The organism is Nocardioides sp. NPDC059952, from assembly GCF_042730435.1.
Lineage (GTDB): Bacteria > Actinomycetota > Actinomycetes > Propionibacteriales > Nocardioidaceae > Nocardioides.
Genome location: NZ_JBHWLY010000011.1, coordinates 39243 through 53301 on the forward strand (window position 1 = coordinate 39243; position 14059 = coordinate 53301).

14 protein-coding genes are annotated in these 14059 nt (G+C 67.8%); 9 read left to right on the forward strand and 5 right to left on the reverse strand.

The window, feature by feature from the left end; translation table 11 throughout:
• Positions 1–30: 30 nt before the first annotated feature.
• A complete protein-coding gene (locus tag ACFV9G_RS07525) occupies positions 31–951 on the reverse strand; it encodes an alpha/beta hydrolase (RefSeq protein ID WP_378726369.1) in 921 nt (306 codons plus the stop codon).
• Between the two features lie 58 nt (positions 952–1009).
• Here ACFV9G_RS07525 and hemQ point away from each other — a divergent pair, with 58 nt between their 5' ends.
• The 6 genes from hemQ (at position 1010) to ACFV9G_RS07555 (ending at position 8471) form a co-directional block, all read left to right on the forward strand.
• Entirely contained in the window at positions 1010–1729 is a 720-nt protein-coding gene (gene hemQ, locus ACFV9G_RS07530; protein ID WP_091052485.1) for a hydrogen peroxide-dependent heme synthase, read from the forward strand.
• A 151-nt stretch (positions 1730–1880) separates the two neighbouring features.
• Positions 1881–2588: a hypothetical protein gene (locus tag ACFV9G_RS07535; protein WP_378726371.1), complete on the forward strand. Its 708-nt coding sequence runs from the start codon at positions 1881–1883 to the stop codon at positions 2586–2588.
• An 11-nt stretch (positions 2589–2599) separates the two neighbouring features.
• The gene (locus tag ACFV9G_RS07540; RefSeq protein ID WP_378726373.1) at positions 2600–6265 is read left to right on the forward strand and encodes an RHS repeat-associated core domain-containing protein; all 3666 of its coding nucleotides are present in this window, start codon (positions 2600–2602) and stop codon (positions 6263–6265) included.
• Entirely contained in the window at positions 6265–6732 is a 468-nt protein-coding gene (locus ACFV9G_RS07545; protein WP_378726375.1) for a hypothetical protein, read from the forward strand. Before ACFV9G_RS07540 ends, ACFV9G_RS07545 begins: the two co-directional genes overlap by 1 nt.
• Before the next feature lie 200 nt (positions 6733–6932).
• A complete protein-coding gene (locus ACFV9G_RS07550) occupies positions 6933–7874 on the forward strand; it encodes a pentapeptide repeat-containing protein (RefSeq protein ID WP_378726377.1) in 942 nt (313 codons plus the stop codon).
• 3 nt (positions 7875–7877) lie between these two features.
• Positions 7878–8471 carry a hypothetical protein gene (locus ACFV9G_RS07555; protein WP_378726379.1) on the forward strand — a complete coding sequence of 198 codons (594 nt, stop codon included), beginning with the start codon at positions 7878–7880 and terminating at the stop codon, positions 8469–8471.
• Here the strand turns inward: ACFV9G_RS07555 and ACFV9G_RS07560 are convergent, their stop codons facing one another.
• Positions 8472–9752 carry a uracil-xanthine permease family protein gene (locus ACFV9G_RS07560; protein ID WP_378726381.1) on the reverse strand — a complete coding sequence of 427 codons (1281 nt, stop codon included), beginning with the start codon at positions 9750–9752 and terminating at the stop codon, positions 8472–8474.
• 103 nt (positions 9753–9855) lie between these two features.
• Here ACFV9G_RS07560 and ACFV9G_RS07565 point away from each other — a divergent pair, with 103 nt between their 5' ends.
• Complete coding sequence (locus ACFV9G_RS07565; RefSeq protein ID WP_378726383.1) at positions 9856–10620, forward strand: LLM class F420-dependent oxidoreductase; 765 nt, start codon at positions 9856–9858, stop codon at positions 10618–10620.
• A gap of 148 nt (positions 10621–10768) precedes the next feature.
• Here the strand turns inward: ACFV9G_RS07565 and ACFV9G_RS07570 are convergent, their stop codons facing one another.
• Both ACFV9G_RS07570 and ACFV9G_RS07575 read right to left on the reverse strand, forming a co-directional pair.
• Positions 10769–11659 (reverse strand): aminotransferase class IV, encoded by an 891-nt coding sequence (locus ACFV9G_RS07570; protein ID WP_378726385.1) that lies wholly within the window; start codon positions 11657–11659, stop codon positions 10769–10771.
• Positions 11660–11676: 17 nt separating this feature from the next.
• Positions 11677–12387: an HAD family hydrolase gene (locus ACFV9G_RS07575; RefSeq protein ID WP_378726386.1), complete on the reverse strand. Its 711-nt coding sequence runs from the start codon at positions 12385–12387 to the stop codon at positions 11677–11679.
• A 78-nt stretch (positions 12388–12465) separates the two neighbouring features.
• Between ACFV9G_RS07575 and ACFV9G_RS07580 the strand changes: the two genes are divergently transcribed.
• Complete coding sequence (locus ACFV9G_RS07580) at positions 12466–13092, forward strand: nitroreductase family protein (protein WP_378726388.1); 627 nt, start codon at positions 12466–12468, stop codon at positions 13090–13092.
• A gap of 3 nt (positions 13093–13095) precedes the next feature.
• On the opposite strand, the gene msrB is transcribed toward ACFV9G_RS07580, so the two are convergent.
• Positions 13096–13500, reverse strand: a complete 405-nt coding sequence (gene msrB / locus ACFV9G_RS07585) for a peptide-methionine (R)-S-oxide reductase MsrB (RefSeq protein WP_378726390.1) — start codon at positions 13498–13500, stop codon at positions 13096–13098.
• A 101-nt stretch (positions 13501–13601) separates the two neighbouring features.
• Here msrB and ACFV9G_RS07590 point away from each other — a divergent pair, with 101 nt between their 5' ends.
• A complete protein-coding gene (locus ACFV9G_RS07590) occupies positions 13602–14042 on the forward strand; it encodes a cysteine dioxygenase (RefSeq protein ID WP_378726392.1) in 441 nt (146 codons plus the stop codon).
• Positions 14043–14059 lie beyond the last annotated feature (17 nt).

Sequence of the window (14059 nt, forward strand, 5' to 3'; positions counted from 1 at the left end):
CCTAAGCGAACGTAGAAAACTGCTGATGCTTCAGCGGAGGAAGGCGATGATCCCGGCGAGAGCCTCCGGTGCGGCCGGAGCGACTCCGGGCAGCGACATGAACCCGTGGAACGCGGTGTCGTAGTCCACGAGCGAGACCGGTGTCCCGGCGGCACGGAGGGCCTCGGCGTACCGGGTGCCGTGGTCGCGGATCGGATCGTGCAGCGCGGTGATGATGTGGGCCGGCGGCAGGTCGGCGTGGGACGCGGCACGCAGGGGTGAGGCCTGCCAGGACTCGTCCCCGTAGCGCTCGCCCATGTAGAGGTGGCCGAAGGTGCTCATCTGCGTCGAGGTGAGCACCGGCCCGTTGGCGTTGGCCGCCTCGGAGGGGAACTTCTCGTACATCTCCACCGCCGGGTAGATCAGCACCTGAGCCCGCACCGCCGGTCCGCCCGCATCGCGGGCCATCAACGACACCACCGCCGCCAGGTTGCCGCCGGCGCTGTCGCCCATCACCGCGATCCGAGACGGGTCCCCGCCCAGGTCGGCGGCGTTCTTCGAGACCCATTCCAAGGCGGTCCAGGCGTCCTCGACGGCAGCCGGGAACGGATGCTCCGGCGCCAGCCGGTAGGACGGTGCGACCACGATCGACCCGGTCTCCGCGGCCACGTGCGAGGAGACCCACGCGCTCTGCTCCGGGGTCCCCAGACACCAGCCGCCGCCGTGGTAGTTGATGACGACCGGCGCGGCCTCGCCGACGCCATGAGGCGTGTAGATCGCGAAACGGCGGCCGTCGACGTACGTCTCCTTGATCTCGACGTCCGCAGGACGGCCGAAGAGGAACGAGCTGACCGGCCCGGTGCGGAGCCCCTCGCGCTGGGCGCGCAGGGCGATCATCTCCTCGGCGTTCAGCGGTGTCTTGACCAGGCGCTCCTGGAGGAAGGCGAAGATGCGGGTACGCAGCGGCAGCATGGCGCTCACGATAGAGCCCGAAAGGGCGCGGTGACCGGCGGTAGCGCAAAATGGGGGCATGACCGACCCCCAGGCCGACATCAAGTCCAACGCAGCCAAGATCAACGAGCTCAACGCGACCCTCCGCTACACGATGTGGTCGGTCTTCTCCCTCGAGGAGACCCTCGGTGACGCCGACCGCAAGGCCGAGGCGGTCGAGGTCGAGGAGCTCTTCGCCGCCTTCGCCGGCGAGGACATCGTGGTGCGTGGCACCTACGACGTGGCCGGCCTGCGCGCCGACGCCGACGTGATGTTCTGGCTGCACGCGGACTCCTCCGACAAGCTCCAGTCGGCCTATCACCGCCTGCGCCGCACCGCCTTCGGCGGCCGGCTCGTCCCGGTCTGGTCGCAGATGGCGCTGCACCGTCCCGCCGAGTTCAACCGGAGCCACCTGCCGGCTTTCCTCGCCGACGAGCGCACCCACGACTACGTCGCGGTCTACCCGTTCATCCGCTCCTACGAGTGGTATCTCCTCGATGACAAGGAGCGCCGCCGCCTCCTCGCCGAGCACGGCCAGATGGCGCGCGACTACCCCGACGTCCGGGCCAACACCGTCCCGTCCTTCGCTCTCGGTGACTACGAGTGGATGCTGGCCTTCGAGGCCGACGACCTCTCCCGCATCGTCGACCTGATGCGCCACCTCCGCGGCTCCGAGACCCGTCGTCACGTACGCGAGGAGGTGCCGTTCTATACCGGCGCCCGCGTCGAGATCGGCGACCTCCTGGACCGCCTCCCCTGATTCTCCGGAATCCGTCCGGAAATTCACTGGGCGGCTGTCTGTGTCCTCCACTAGCGTTCTTCGTCGCGATGGTTCGTGCTCGGGTTCGTACGTCGTCGACCCCGACACGGTCATGAGATCCATGTGACTGCGGGAGGGCAGAAGTGTGGGGATGACGATCCCGGGAGAGCTGGATTTCGTACTCGACCTGCTCGGGTACGAGTGGCCGAACGTCGACGAGGACGCGGTCCGCGATGCCGCGCAGCTCCTGCGTGGTCTGGAGACCGATCTGCGGGGCACTCTCGATGAGCTGGAGGTCCGCGTCAACGAGCTCGGCGACGGTGCCAAGGCACAGTCGACGAATGCGCTGATCAGGGCGTGGACGGAGAATCGTTCGTCCAACATGGATGCGGTGCTCGACACGCTCCCCGGAGTCGCATCCGGGACCGATGTCGCTGCCGACGCGATCGTCGCCCTGAAGGTGAAGGTGATCGCAGAGCTGACGATCACGGCCGCCCAGATCGCGGCGGCCGCTGCGACCGCGGTGGTGACCGCGGGACTCAGCGTGGCCGGCAACGCTGCGCTCATCGCAGTGCGGAAGAAGGCGCTCGACATCGCCACCGACATCGCGATGGAGGAGCTGATCGGTCAGCTCGCCACGATGGTGATCGATCCGCTGACCGGCACGATCGCCGAGCTCGCGATTGCGATCGCGGAGGCGCCGTTGGTGACCGACGGTGACGCGACCGCCGCGACCAAGCTCAGCTATGACGTGATGGATCAGATCGCCTCCGCGCTCAACGACTGTGGCGCCGACCAGTACGAGTTGTGCTCCACGTTCGCTGCCGAGGTGTCGGCCCTGCCCTTCTTCCAGTCCTAGGAGAGATTTCGATGGCCAGAAAGATGGATGATGTCGTCGAGGAGCTTCGTGAGGCGGCGACCAAGGCGATGGGTGATGTCGGTCGGTCGCTGAAGAAGAACGCCGACGACGTTGCTGATGGGGTCCGGAAGCATGCGGACGCGCGCAAGGACCTGGACAGCGACATGGCGAGGTCGGGGTCCGACAGGCCCGGCCGGACCGACAGTCTGCCCTCGGACAGGGGCGGCACGGACAGGGACGGGAGCCGCGACCAGCAGGGTTGTGGTGACCCGGTCGACGTGGCCACCGGTGCGGTCTTCCTACAGCAGACCGACCTGACGCTTCCGAGCGATCTCCCGATGGTCCTGAGCCGTAAGCACTCGAGCGACTGGACCTATGGTCATTGGTTCGGCCTCTCGTGGTCCTCGACGTTCGACGAGCGGATCGACGTCCACACCGATCTGGTCGGACGACGTTCAGCGGTCGTGGTGGCGGCCGACGCCCGAGCGCATGTCTTCAAGAACCTCACCGCCGGCGAGGACGCCCGGCCGGTCGCTGGCGGGGCGCTCCGGCTGCGGGCCGGCGACGACGGTGGCTACCGCCTGCTGGACACAGCGACGGGGGAGACCCGTCATTTCGACGCCCCCGTCGGCGGGACTGCCTGGCTGACCTCGATCACGAACACCTCGGGTGACTGGATCCGATTCACCCGTGACGACCACGGCACGCCCGCGGAGGTGACCCATAGCGCCGGATACCGCGTGGCGGTGGCCACCACCGGGAACCGGGTCACCGGGTTGTCGGTGACCCGTCCTGACGGCGCTGATTCCGCCGAGGTGATGAGCTACCGCTACGACAGCCGCGGTGACCTGGCCGGCGTCGTCAACGGCTCTGGCCAAGAGCTGCAGTTCACCTACGACCAGCACCGGATCACCCGCTGGATCGACCGCAACGGCACCAACTACGACTATGCGTACGACGATCGTGGCCGCTGCGTCAGCCAGGGCGGCTCGGACGGCGTCATGCGCAACACCTTCCACTACGGTGAACCCAACGCCAGCGGACTGCGTGAGACCCGCGTCACCGACTCCCGCGACCTCGCCACGGTCTTCAAGATCAACTCCCGCTACCAGATCGTCGCCTCGATCGACCCGCTCGGCGGCGCGACCAGCTCGGAGTGGAGCGAACAGAACCAGCTCCTCGCGCGCACCGACCCGCTCGGCCGTCGCACCGACTACGTCTACGACGCTGCCGGGAACTTGGTTGATGTCACCCGCCCCGACGGCAGCCAGATCGCGCTGGAGTGGGTAGACACCGTCGCCGGGCCGCGCCTGGCGCGTCAGGTTCTCCCAGACGGCTCGGTGACGGCCCTGGGTTACGACGAGGCCGGGCGTCGCACGTCGGCGACCGATGCCACCGGCGCGACCACCGAGTTCGGCTACGGACCCGACGGTCATCTGGCGTCGGTCACCGACGCGCTCGGCCGGGTCCGGGCCGTCGAGACCGATGCCGCCGGTCTGCCGCTGCGGATCGTTGAGCCGGACGGTCGCCGGGCGGAGTTCGAGCGCGACCACTTCGGCCGGGTCGCTGCGAGCACCGATGCCCTGGGTGCGCGAACCGTCTACTCCTGGACCGTCGACGGTCAGCTCGCATCGCGGCTGCTTCCCGACGGCACCTCGGAGTCCTGGAGGTACGACGCCGAGGGCAACCCGGTCTCCTACATCGACCCCGCCGGCCGAGTGACCCACACCCGGTTCACTCACTTTGACCTCCCCGCCGAGGTCATCGCTCCCGACGGCTCGACCACGCGCTACGCCTACGACCCCGAGCTGCGTCTGACCAGCGTGACCAGCCCGCAGGGCGCGGTCTGGCGCTACGACTACGACGAGGCCGGCCGTCTCGCGACCGAGACCGATTACAACGGCCGCACCCTGGCCTACGCCTACGACACGGCCGGCCAGATGGTCGAGCAGACCAACGGTGCAGGTCAGCGCCTGGTCTACGACTACGACACCCTCGGCAACGTCGTCTCCGAACGATCCGAGGGGCCAGCCGGCGACCAGACCACGACGCTGGCCTACGACCCGCTCGGCCGCCTCCTGCGAGCGACCTCTCCCGGCGTCGACCTGGCCGTCGAGCGCGACCAGCTCGGTCGCGTGCTCGCCGAGTCGGTCAACGGACGCAGAGTCGCCAAGACGTATGACGCGCTGGGCCGTCCGACGCGGCGTACGACACCCGCGGGCGTCGAGACCGAGTGGTCCTACGGTGCGGGGATCACCCCGGAACGGATGACCGTCGCCGGCCAGGAGATCGCCTTCGAGCGCGACGAGGCTGGCCGCGAGACCCGACGCACCACCGGCGACGTCGTCCTCGAGCAGACCTGGGACCTCCTCGGTCAGCCGCTGACCCAGCGCCTCGAGCGCAGCTCCGGTGCGGTGTCGATGCCGGGCGATGTGCTCCAGGAACGCACCTACGCCTACGAGTCCGCCGGCCGGCTGATCGGAGTCGAGGACCGCCTCACCGGCGCCCGCCGCTTCGAGCTCGACATCGCCGACCGGATCACCTCGGTCGAGCTCGACGGCTCCACCTCAGAGGCCTACTCCTACGACCCCCTCGGCAACATCACCCGCGCCGCGACCGCCGGCGGCGACGCTGAGCGCCGCGACTACGAAGGCACCCTGCTCACTCGTTCCGGCCGCAGCCGCTACGCCTACGACGCCCAAGGTCGTCTCGTCCGCCACTCCCGCACCCGGCTGTCGGAGAAACCCGACACCTGGCTGTACGAGTGGGACGCCAACGACCGCCTCACCGCCGTCCGCACCCCTGACGGAACCCGCTGGACCTACCTCTATGACGCCCTCGGCCGCCGCGTCGCCAAGCGCCGTCACGCCGACTCCGGTGACGTTGTCGAAGAGACTCTCTTCGCCTGGGACGGCCCCGTGCTCATCGAGCAGACCGGCGGGAGCGACGACACGCTCTCCTGGGCACATCAGGGCTACCAGCCCCTCGCCCAGGTCGAGCTCAGCCAGGACGAGGTCGATGCTCGCTTCTTCACGATCGTCACCGATCTCGCCGGGGCCCCCTCCGAGCTGATCGATTCCGATGGCAGCATCGCCTGGCACGCCCGCCGCACGATCTGGGGCTCGGCATCTGAGGATTCGGGAACTCCGCTCCGTTTCGCCGGTCAATATGCCGATTCAGAAAGTGGGCTCTACTACAACCATCATCGCTACTACGACCCAGGCACTGGTCGATATCTGAGCCAAGATCCGCTCGGCCTCGCCCCGGCACCGAATCCAAACACCTACGTCCACAACCCCACTAACTGGGTCGACCCAGCAGGTCTGCAGTCGTGTCCGAAGGATGGCCAGATCTTCCTCTGGCGCGCGGTGCAGGATGACGAGTTGAGGGACATCTTGAGCACCCGCCAGTGGAACAGCCCACAGGGGGTCAAGTACTTCGCCTTCTCGGAGCGCGGTGCGGCTGACTATGCCCGTACCGCATACAGCCGCTGGCCTGATGAGGGTGCCTACACAATGACCCGTACCTCGGTCAAGGTGTCTGACCTGCCTGCCGACGCTCAGATGGCATACACCGCTGACGTAAAGGGTGGGGGTTACGCTCTGAACAACGATGAGCTGCAACTGCTTGGCCGTCCGTCGGTCATGCCAGGTGGTATCCCGGGAGCTGGGGCTTGATGAGATTTGTTGTTGCGATTGGCATTGAGGACCACATTCAGGAGGTCTTGGATGCGGTTCGCCCCGGGTATCCATTCGAGGTGCGCGCGGGGCCGGTGAAGGTCGTTGCCGTCGACTGTGACGCTGAACTGGTTTCCTTTCCACTTGCGGCAGAACGATATGGGGCTGACCCGAAGAGGCACGTCGCCCAGGTGCTCTCCAACACTCGCAATGACGGTGCGCCGGCAATCGTGGTCGCGATACCTCCGCTCGAGGTTGACGCGACAGGCAAGCCGATGACCCTAGGAATGGACACCGAGGAATGGCTGACTTGGGCGTTGAACGGGGCGCTCGAAACCCTTCGAGATTCTGTCGGGGATCTGAATGAGGTGTCCGTGCTTCTGTACCTAGAAGCCGTTGGCATGCAGCGCAGAGCCCGTAAGGCTCTTGATGTCATCGAGTCCGTTGGCTTGTCGTGGCAGAGGTGACTACCGCCGCAGGGCACTCATTCCGTGGTAGATCGCGACCGCGGCAGTGGCGCCGGTGAGGGAGATGCCGGTGAGGGTGGCGTCGCCGATGATGAACGAAAAATTCGTTCATCCCATGAAGCACGTCGTCTGAGGTCGTATGGGCTGGGTCGAGTCGGCGCTACGGAGTCATTACGAACTAGATCAGGAACGAGTTCGACGTGAGCAGGAAGCAGGTCACTCAGCGTTGGAGGGACCAGCCAGGACTGGCTGCGGCCGCTGCGCGCTGGCTGTCGGACACTGCCGCGCCGTTGCCGGAAGGCATCGGGACGATCGAAGGTCGCGTCGATCTACGTGGTCTGCCGACGTTTCCTGCGGGTGACGTGCGCGAGCTGCGGAGCGTGCGTTGGAGCGGTCTCGACCTGACGTACGCAGATCTTTCGGGGCTGTGGTTCTTCGACGTCGTGGTCGAGGACTGCATCCTCGATCAGGCGAGCCTGAAGAACTCCCGCCTGTTGGGTGTCGAGTGCAGTCGGACGAGCCTCGTCGGTGCTGATCTGCAACAGGCCACCGTGGGCGGAGCGACGGCTGACTCGTGGCCGACGTGGATCGACGTCGACTTCAGCAAGGCCAAGCTCGGTCGTCGGATGTGGTCCGGGGTCACTATCACCAGGTGCACCTTCACCGACACCAAGATGAAGGGCACCGAGTTTTGTCGTTGCTCGATCAGCGACACGACCTTCGCCACCGACCTGAGCGAGGTGATCTTCGACGGCAAGCGCTCGGGTCTGGCGCGTGACCTGCCGTTCCCCGAGCAGGAGTCGGTCGTGATGCGGCAGTTGGACCTGTCGCAGAGCAGGCTGATGTTCACCGGCTTCCGCACGTGCACGATGGAGGGCGTGTCGTGGCCAGAGGATCCGAAGGTTCGGGTGATCTTGGACCCGGCGGACGTGGTCGAGAAGGCAGCCGGGTGGCTGGAGGCCCAAGACGGCCGCGGCAACAGTGCCGCCGCGAAGGGGATCCGTCGGCTGATGGACGAAGTGAATGTGCTGCTACCCGAGGGGACGCCGTTCGTCGTCGTCAACCTTGCCGAGTGGGAGCAACCGGCGTACGCCATCGACATGGAGGCCGCACTCTTCGGCGAGGGGCAGCGCCAGAGGTGACGCGTGGGTGACTACTTCCAGTGGATCGTGGATGTCGAGGCGACTGAGGTGCAGGCGGCGGAGGTCGCGGACAGGCTACGGCGTTGGCTGGTCGAGCGGGGTGTGATCGTCCCGGAGGAGACGCTCTGCGCGATCAGCAGTCCTGGCCATCGACCGGGGCCGAATTTCCTGGCGGCGCTTGACGAGAGCGAGGTCGACCCCAACCCCGATCACATGGACGGCGTCGAGATCCAGGTCGGGCGGAGGTTGTTCTATCCAGGGCAGGGCGAGGTGGGTCCGGCCGAATGTCCGGCGTGCGACCACACGTTCGGTGAGCTCACCTTCGAGACTTTCGACCAATGGGGCGATGACCCCCAGATCGGCGAGCTCGTGGCTGCAGCCGGCCGTTGGGTCGAGGGCGGGTCGGCGGAGGTGAGGTGCCGCGAGTGCGGTAGCAGCGCTCACCTCAACGATTGGCGCTGGGGCTACGGTGCGATGGCCGTGGGGCACGTCGGCATCACGTTCTGGAACTGGCCCCCGCTTGCCGAGGGCTTCGCGCACGCGGTGTCCAACGAGCTCGGACACCGCATGCGCGATGGGTTGCCTCAGAAGCTCTGACTAGCGCCGCAGCCGTGCGAGCGCGCTCATCCCGTGGTAGATCACGACCGCGGCGATGGTGCCCAGCGCGATGCCGGTGAAGGTGAGGTCGCCGAAGGTCAGGGTGAGGTTGCCGATGCCGATGATCAGGGCGACGGCGGCGGTGAACTGGTTGACCGGGTCGGCGAAGTCGACCCGGTTGTCCATCCAGATCCGGATGCCGATCAGGCCGATCAGGCCGTAGAGCGCGACGGTGATCCCGCCGAGCACGCCGGCAGGGACCGTGTTCAGGAGCGCCCCGAACTTCGGAGACAGCGACAGCAGGATCGCCACCACGCCGGCGACCCAGTACGCAGCGGTCGAGAAGACCCGGGTCGCGGTCATGACGCCGATGTTCTCGCCGTACGTCGTCGTCGCCGAGCCGCCGAAGCCACCGGCGATGGTGGTGGCGAGGCCGTCGGCGAACAGGGCCCGGCCGGTCTCGCGGTTGATGGAGTCGTCGCCCGCGAGGTGGGCAACGCTGCGTACGTGGCCGACGTTCTCGGCGACGAGGACGAGCACGACCGGCAGGAACATGGGCACCACCGACCAGGACACTGTCGGCGTGGAGAAGTCGGGGAGCCCGAACCAGGCGGCCTCCTGGAACGCCGAGGTGTCGATCTGGCCCATGATCAGCGCGGCGACGTAGCCGACGACGACGCCGACCAGAATGGAGAGCCGGGCGATCAGGCCCCGGAAGGCGACCGCGACGACCAGCACGGTCGCCAGGGTGATCGCGGCGACCACCACCGAGCCGTTGTCGGGCTTGGCCGGGTCGCCACCGACGACGTTGTTGGTCGCGGCGGAGGCCAGGTTGAGACCGATCAGCGCGACGATCGCACCGGTCACCACCGGCGGCATCAGCGCCTCGATCCAGCCGGTGCCGGTGACCATCACGATCACGCCGACCAGCGCCAGCAGCGCACCGGTGACCAGGATGCCGAAGAGGGCGGCGCCCATCCCGCCGCCACCCATCGCCGCGCCGATCGGCGCGATGAAGGCGAACGAGGAGCCGAGGTAGCTGGGCAGCCGGTTGCGCGTGATCAGCAGGAACAGCAGCGTGCCGAGACCGGAGAAGAACAGGGTCGTGGTCGGCGGGAAGCCGGTCAGCAGGGGCACCAGGAACGTGGCGCCGAACATCGCGACCACGTGCTGGCCGCCGAAGCCGATCGTCCGGGGCCAGCTCAACCGCTCCCCGGGCTTGACGATCGCCCCCTCGCGTACGTTCTTGCCGTCATCGTGCAGATCCCAACCGAGTCGCATCTCGCACCCTCTTCAGCTCTCGTACGGCGCGCTTCGCCGCCTGCCGAACGATAGGGCCGATTCGCGCGAGGACGGAAGCCGGACGCTCCGTAGGGTTGTTCACATGACGATCCGCATCGGAGTCCAGATCCAGCCCCAGCACGCCGACTATGCCCAGATCCGCGATGCCGCCCGCCGCGCGGAGGAGATCGGCGTCGACATCCTCTTCAACTGGGACCACTTCTACCCGCTCTACGGCGAGCCCGACGGCAAGCACTTCGAGGCCTGGACCATGCTCGCGGCCTGGGCCGAGCAGACCACGCGTGCCGAGATCGGCTGCCTGGTGACCTGCAACTCCTACCGCAACCCCGAGCTGCTCGCCGACATGGCCCGCACCGTCGACCACATCTCCGGTGGCCGGCTGGTGTTCGGGATCGGGTCGGGCTGGTTCGAGAGGGACTACACCGAGTACGGCTACGACTTCGGCACCGCCGGGTCGCGCCTCGACGCCCTCGGCGAGGCGCTGCCGCGCATCGAGAAGCGCTGGTCCGAGCTCAACCCCGCACCCGTCCGGAAGATCCCGGTCATGATCGGTGGCGGCGGGGAGAAGAAGACCCTGAAGTACGTCGCGAAGCACGCCGACATCTGGCACTCCTTCTCCGACGTCCCCACCCTCGAACGCAAGCGCGGCATCCTCGCCGAGCACTGCCGAGGCGTCGGCCGCGACGTCTCCGAGATCGAGATCTCCGTCGAGGTCGGCGACCTCGAGTCGGCCAAGGTGTTCGCCGACGCCGGCGCCACGCTGTTCACCCACGGCGTCAACGGCCCCGACTACGACCTCTCGTTCCTCGAGGAGCTCGTCGTCTGGCGGGACTCGGTCGGCGCTTGACCGTTCACCCAGGTAACTCGGTCGGTCGGTGAATGTTCACCGAGGTAACTCGGTCTGCTGTCGCTTCCTTCGCGGAGTTCCACGAAGACAGCGCGTCTTCACCGAGTTACCTCGGTCGGCATCCAGCACGCTGACCGAGTTACCTCGGTCAGCAGACGACAGTCCCGGCAGTCGCCTGCAGGTCCGCGTACGCCTTGGTGAGCTGCTGCGTCATCGGCCCGCGCTCGATCGGCCGGCCGTCGAGGGAGACCACCGGGGTGAGCCCGCCCATGGTGCCCGTGACGAAGGCCTCGTCGGCCGTGTGGGCGTCGGTGAGCGAGAAGTCACCGACGTCCACCGGCAGCCCCAGGTCGGCGGCGAGGTCGAGGACGGTGGCGCGGGTGATCCCCTCGGGGCACGCGCGGGTCGTCGAGGTGCGCAGCACCCCGTCGCGTACGTGGAAGAAGTGGGTGGCGTTGGTCTCGGCGATGAAGCCGGCATCGTCCAGCATCAGGGCGTCGTCGGCGCCCGCGTTGTTGGCCTCGACCTTGGCCAGGATCGAGGGGATCAGGTTGTTGTGGTGGATCTTCGGGTCGAGCATGTCGGCGCGCGGGCGGCGCTGGGCAGCGGTGATCAGCGTGATCCCGGAGTCGTCGTAGACCGGCGACTTGAACTCGGCCAGCACGATCAGGGTCGGACCCGACTGGTTGAGCCGCGGGTCCATGCCGGAGGTGACCTTCACCCCGCGCGAGAGCGTGAGCCGGATGTGGACGTCGTCGCGCATCCCGTTGGCCGCCAGGCACTCCCGGATCGCCTCGGTCATGAACGCGTCCGACGGGATGTCGGAGAAGGCGAGCGCCCGCGCCGAGCGCCGCAGCCGAAGCAGGTGCTCGGAGAGCTTGAAGATGCGTCCCTGGGTGAGCCGCAGGCCCTCCCAGACCCCGTCGCCACCCTGGGCGAGCGAGTCGAACGGTGAGATCCGCGCCTCCAGGCGGTGCGTCAGCTCGCCGTTGATCCAGACCTGGAGGTCGTCGTTGCGGGGGTCGTACGTCTGCAGCATCAGTCACCAATCTCGACTCAAGGAGCCATGACATAGGGGGCGAGGCGATCGTAGTAGGGCAGGCAGCGCTCCAGCAGCGGAGCCAGCCGCGCGGGCAGCGGGTCGGTGGCGCCGGGGGAGGAGGCGGCGAACCCGGTCGAGGCCCACACCCCGGAGTACCAGTGCGGGGCCCAGACGCCGTCGGAGTCCCGGCGCCCGGCCGGCCACGACAGCATCGCCTCGTCGAAGCCGATCCCCAGCGCCTCGCACAGCCCGACGAGAGCCGCCCGCGGCGAGGCCAGGATCGAGGCGGCATCGACCACCGGCCCGCCGAACTCCTCGAAGAGCGCCACCTGCTGCGGCAGCCCGAGGTCCTCGAGCGTCGGCTCCTCCCGGACCTTGGCGTACGAGGTCAGCACCCGCTCCGGGTCCCGGACCAGAAACGCGTGCGAGAGCCCGGCGAAGGCGCCGTGGTCCATCTCCGGGAGCAGGTGATGGGTCATGTGCTTCTGGTACTGCACCGGCGATTCGATCGGCCCGGACGTGATCTCACGAGCCACCACTCGCCAGTCGTTCGGCTGAGAGGCGAGCACGTCCTCACGCCCCGGATGGTCCAGGCCCGTCGCCGAGAGGTAGGCGGCGTACAGCGGCTCGTCGAGGACCGTGCAGTCGGGCCGGTTCTCGAACGAGCGCATCAACGCCGTGGAGAGGTTTCTCGGTCCCGACCACATCGCGATCCGCACAGTCACGGCGCCACGCTATCCAGGTTCGGCGACCCTGTCCGGCGAGCCGCGGAATATCGACCGTGCCGCCGGTGTCCATCCAGCATGACCGAACTCCTGCCGCTCGACCCCGACCAACTGCTCACCACCACCCGAGCCGTACGCAAGCGCCTCGACCTCGACCGCGACGTGCCGCTCGACGTCGTCCGGGAGGCGATCGAGATCGCCGTCCAGGCGCCCTCGGGCAGCAACAACCAGCGTTGGCACTGGATCGTGGTCACCGACCCCGCGCTCAAGCAGCAGGTCGGCGACCTCTACGCACGCTCGCACGCCGAGGCGTACGCCGGGCGGGAGGAGCCCGCCGACGCCGCCGGCGCCCGGCTGAGCTCCAGCTCCGTGCACCTGCGCGAGGTGATGGGGCGCGTGCCTGTGCAGGTCATCGCCGCGATCGAGCGTGACGTACCCGGCCTCCCGGAGGGCAACCAGGCCGGTCTGTGGGGCTCACTGCTCCCGGCCGCATGGAGCCTGGCCCTGGCACTGCGAGCCAGGGGGCTCGGCACGACCTGGACGACCCTCCACCTCGGCTACGAGCGTGAGGTCGCCGACGTCCTGGGCCTGCCCGAGAACGTGCACCAGGGTGTGCTCCTGCCGGTCGCCTACACCGTGGGAACCGACTTCAAGCCGGGGCCGCGGCGCGACCTCGACCCGATCATCCATGTCAACGGATGGTGAGGCTCAGGCTTGGTCTGCAGCCTCGAGCGAGATCGAGATCGAGTTGATGCAGAACCGGTCGCCGGTCGGGGTGCCGTAGCCGTCGGGGAAGACGTGGCCGAGGTGGGAGCCGCAGTTCGCGCAGCGGACCTCCACCCGGTCCATCCCGTGCGACTTGTCCTCGATGTACTCGATCGTCTCCGAGATCGGCTGGTAGAACGACGGCCAGCCGCAGCCGGAGTGGAACTTGGTGTCGGACTCGAACAGCTTGGCCTTGCAGGCCTTGCACGAGTAGACACCCTTGGTCTCGGTGTCGGTGTATTCACCCGTGAACGCCCGCTCGGTGCCCGCCTGACGCAGCACCGCGTACTCCTCGGGCGACAGCTCTGCGCGCCACTCCTCGTCGGACTTCTCCACGTTGTAACCCATGGCTCAAATGGTACGTCTGGGGTGGGAGCACAACTCCATTGGCCAAAGTCGAGTCATCTACTATACTTAAACCCACCACCAAGCTTCTGGAGGAGGCCACCTTGACCACCCTTGCCATGCAGCCCCTGCTAGACGCCATCCGCACGTACGCCGACGACGACCTGCTCGCGAGCGTGCAGGTGCCCGAGACCGGGCGCGAGTTCCACCTGCTCCACCGCGACGACAAGGTCGAGGTCTGGCTGATCGCCTGGTCGCCGGGCGCCAGCACCGGCTTCCACGACCACGGCACCGCGACCACAGCCTTCACCGTGCTCACCGGCAGCCTGGTCGAGCACAACTGGCTCGGCGGCCTGCAGATCGCCGACGTCGGCCCTGGCGACGCTCGGGCGCACGACGCCGGCCATGTCCATGACGTACGCAACGTCGGCTCGCGCCCGGCGATCAGCCTGCACGCGTACGCACCGAGGTTGGACGCGATGCACCACTACCACTTTCGCGGCGACCGGATCAGCCTGATCGGCGCCGAGCCCGGACGCGCCTGAGGGCTCAGCGGCGGGGC

Coding starts and splice junctions, on each gene's coding strand:
- ACFV9G_RS07525 (WP_378726369.1), bottom strand. CDS start 951: ATGCTGCCGCTGCGTACCCGCATCTTCGCCTTCCTCCAGGAGCGCCTG.
- hemQ (WP_091052485.1), top strand. CDS start 1,010: ATGACCGACCCCCAGGCCGACATCAAGTCCAACGCAGCCAAGATCAAC.
- ACFV9G_RS07535 (WP_378726371.1), top strand. CDS start 1,881: ATGACGATCCCGGGAGAGCTGGATTTCGTACTCGACCTGCTCGGGTAC.
- ACFV9G_RS07540 (WP_378726373.1), top strand. CDS start 2,600: ATGGCCAGAAAGATGGATGATGTCGTCGAGGAGCTTCGTGAGGCGGCG.
- ACFV9G_RS07545 (WP_378726375.1), top strand. CDS start 6,265: ATGAGATTTGTTGTTGCGATTGGCATTGAGGACCACATTCAGGAGGTC.
- ACFV9G_RS07560 (WP_378726381.1), bottom strand. CDS start 9,752: ATGCGACTCGGTTGGGATCTGCACGATGACGGCAAGAACGTACGCGAG.
- ACFV9G_RS07565 (WP_378726383.1), top strand. CDS start 9,856: ATGACGATCCGCATCGGAGTCCAGATCCAGCCCCAGCACGCCGACTAT.
- ACFV9G_RS07570 (WP_378726385.1), bottom strand. CDS start 11,659: ATGCTGCAGACGTACGACCCCCGCAACGACGACCTCCAGGTCTGGATC.
- ACFV9G_RS07580 (WP_378726388.1), top strand. CDS start 12,466: ATGACCGAACTCCTGCCGCTCGACCCCGACCAACTGCTCACCACCACC.
- msrB (WP_378726390.1), bottom strand. CDS start 13,500: ATGGGTTACAACGTGGAGAAGTCCGACGAGGAGTGGCGCGCAGAGCTG.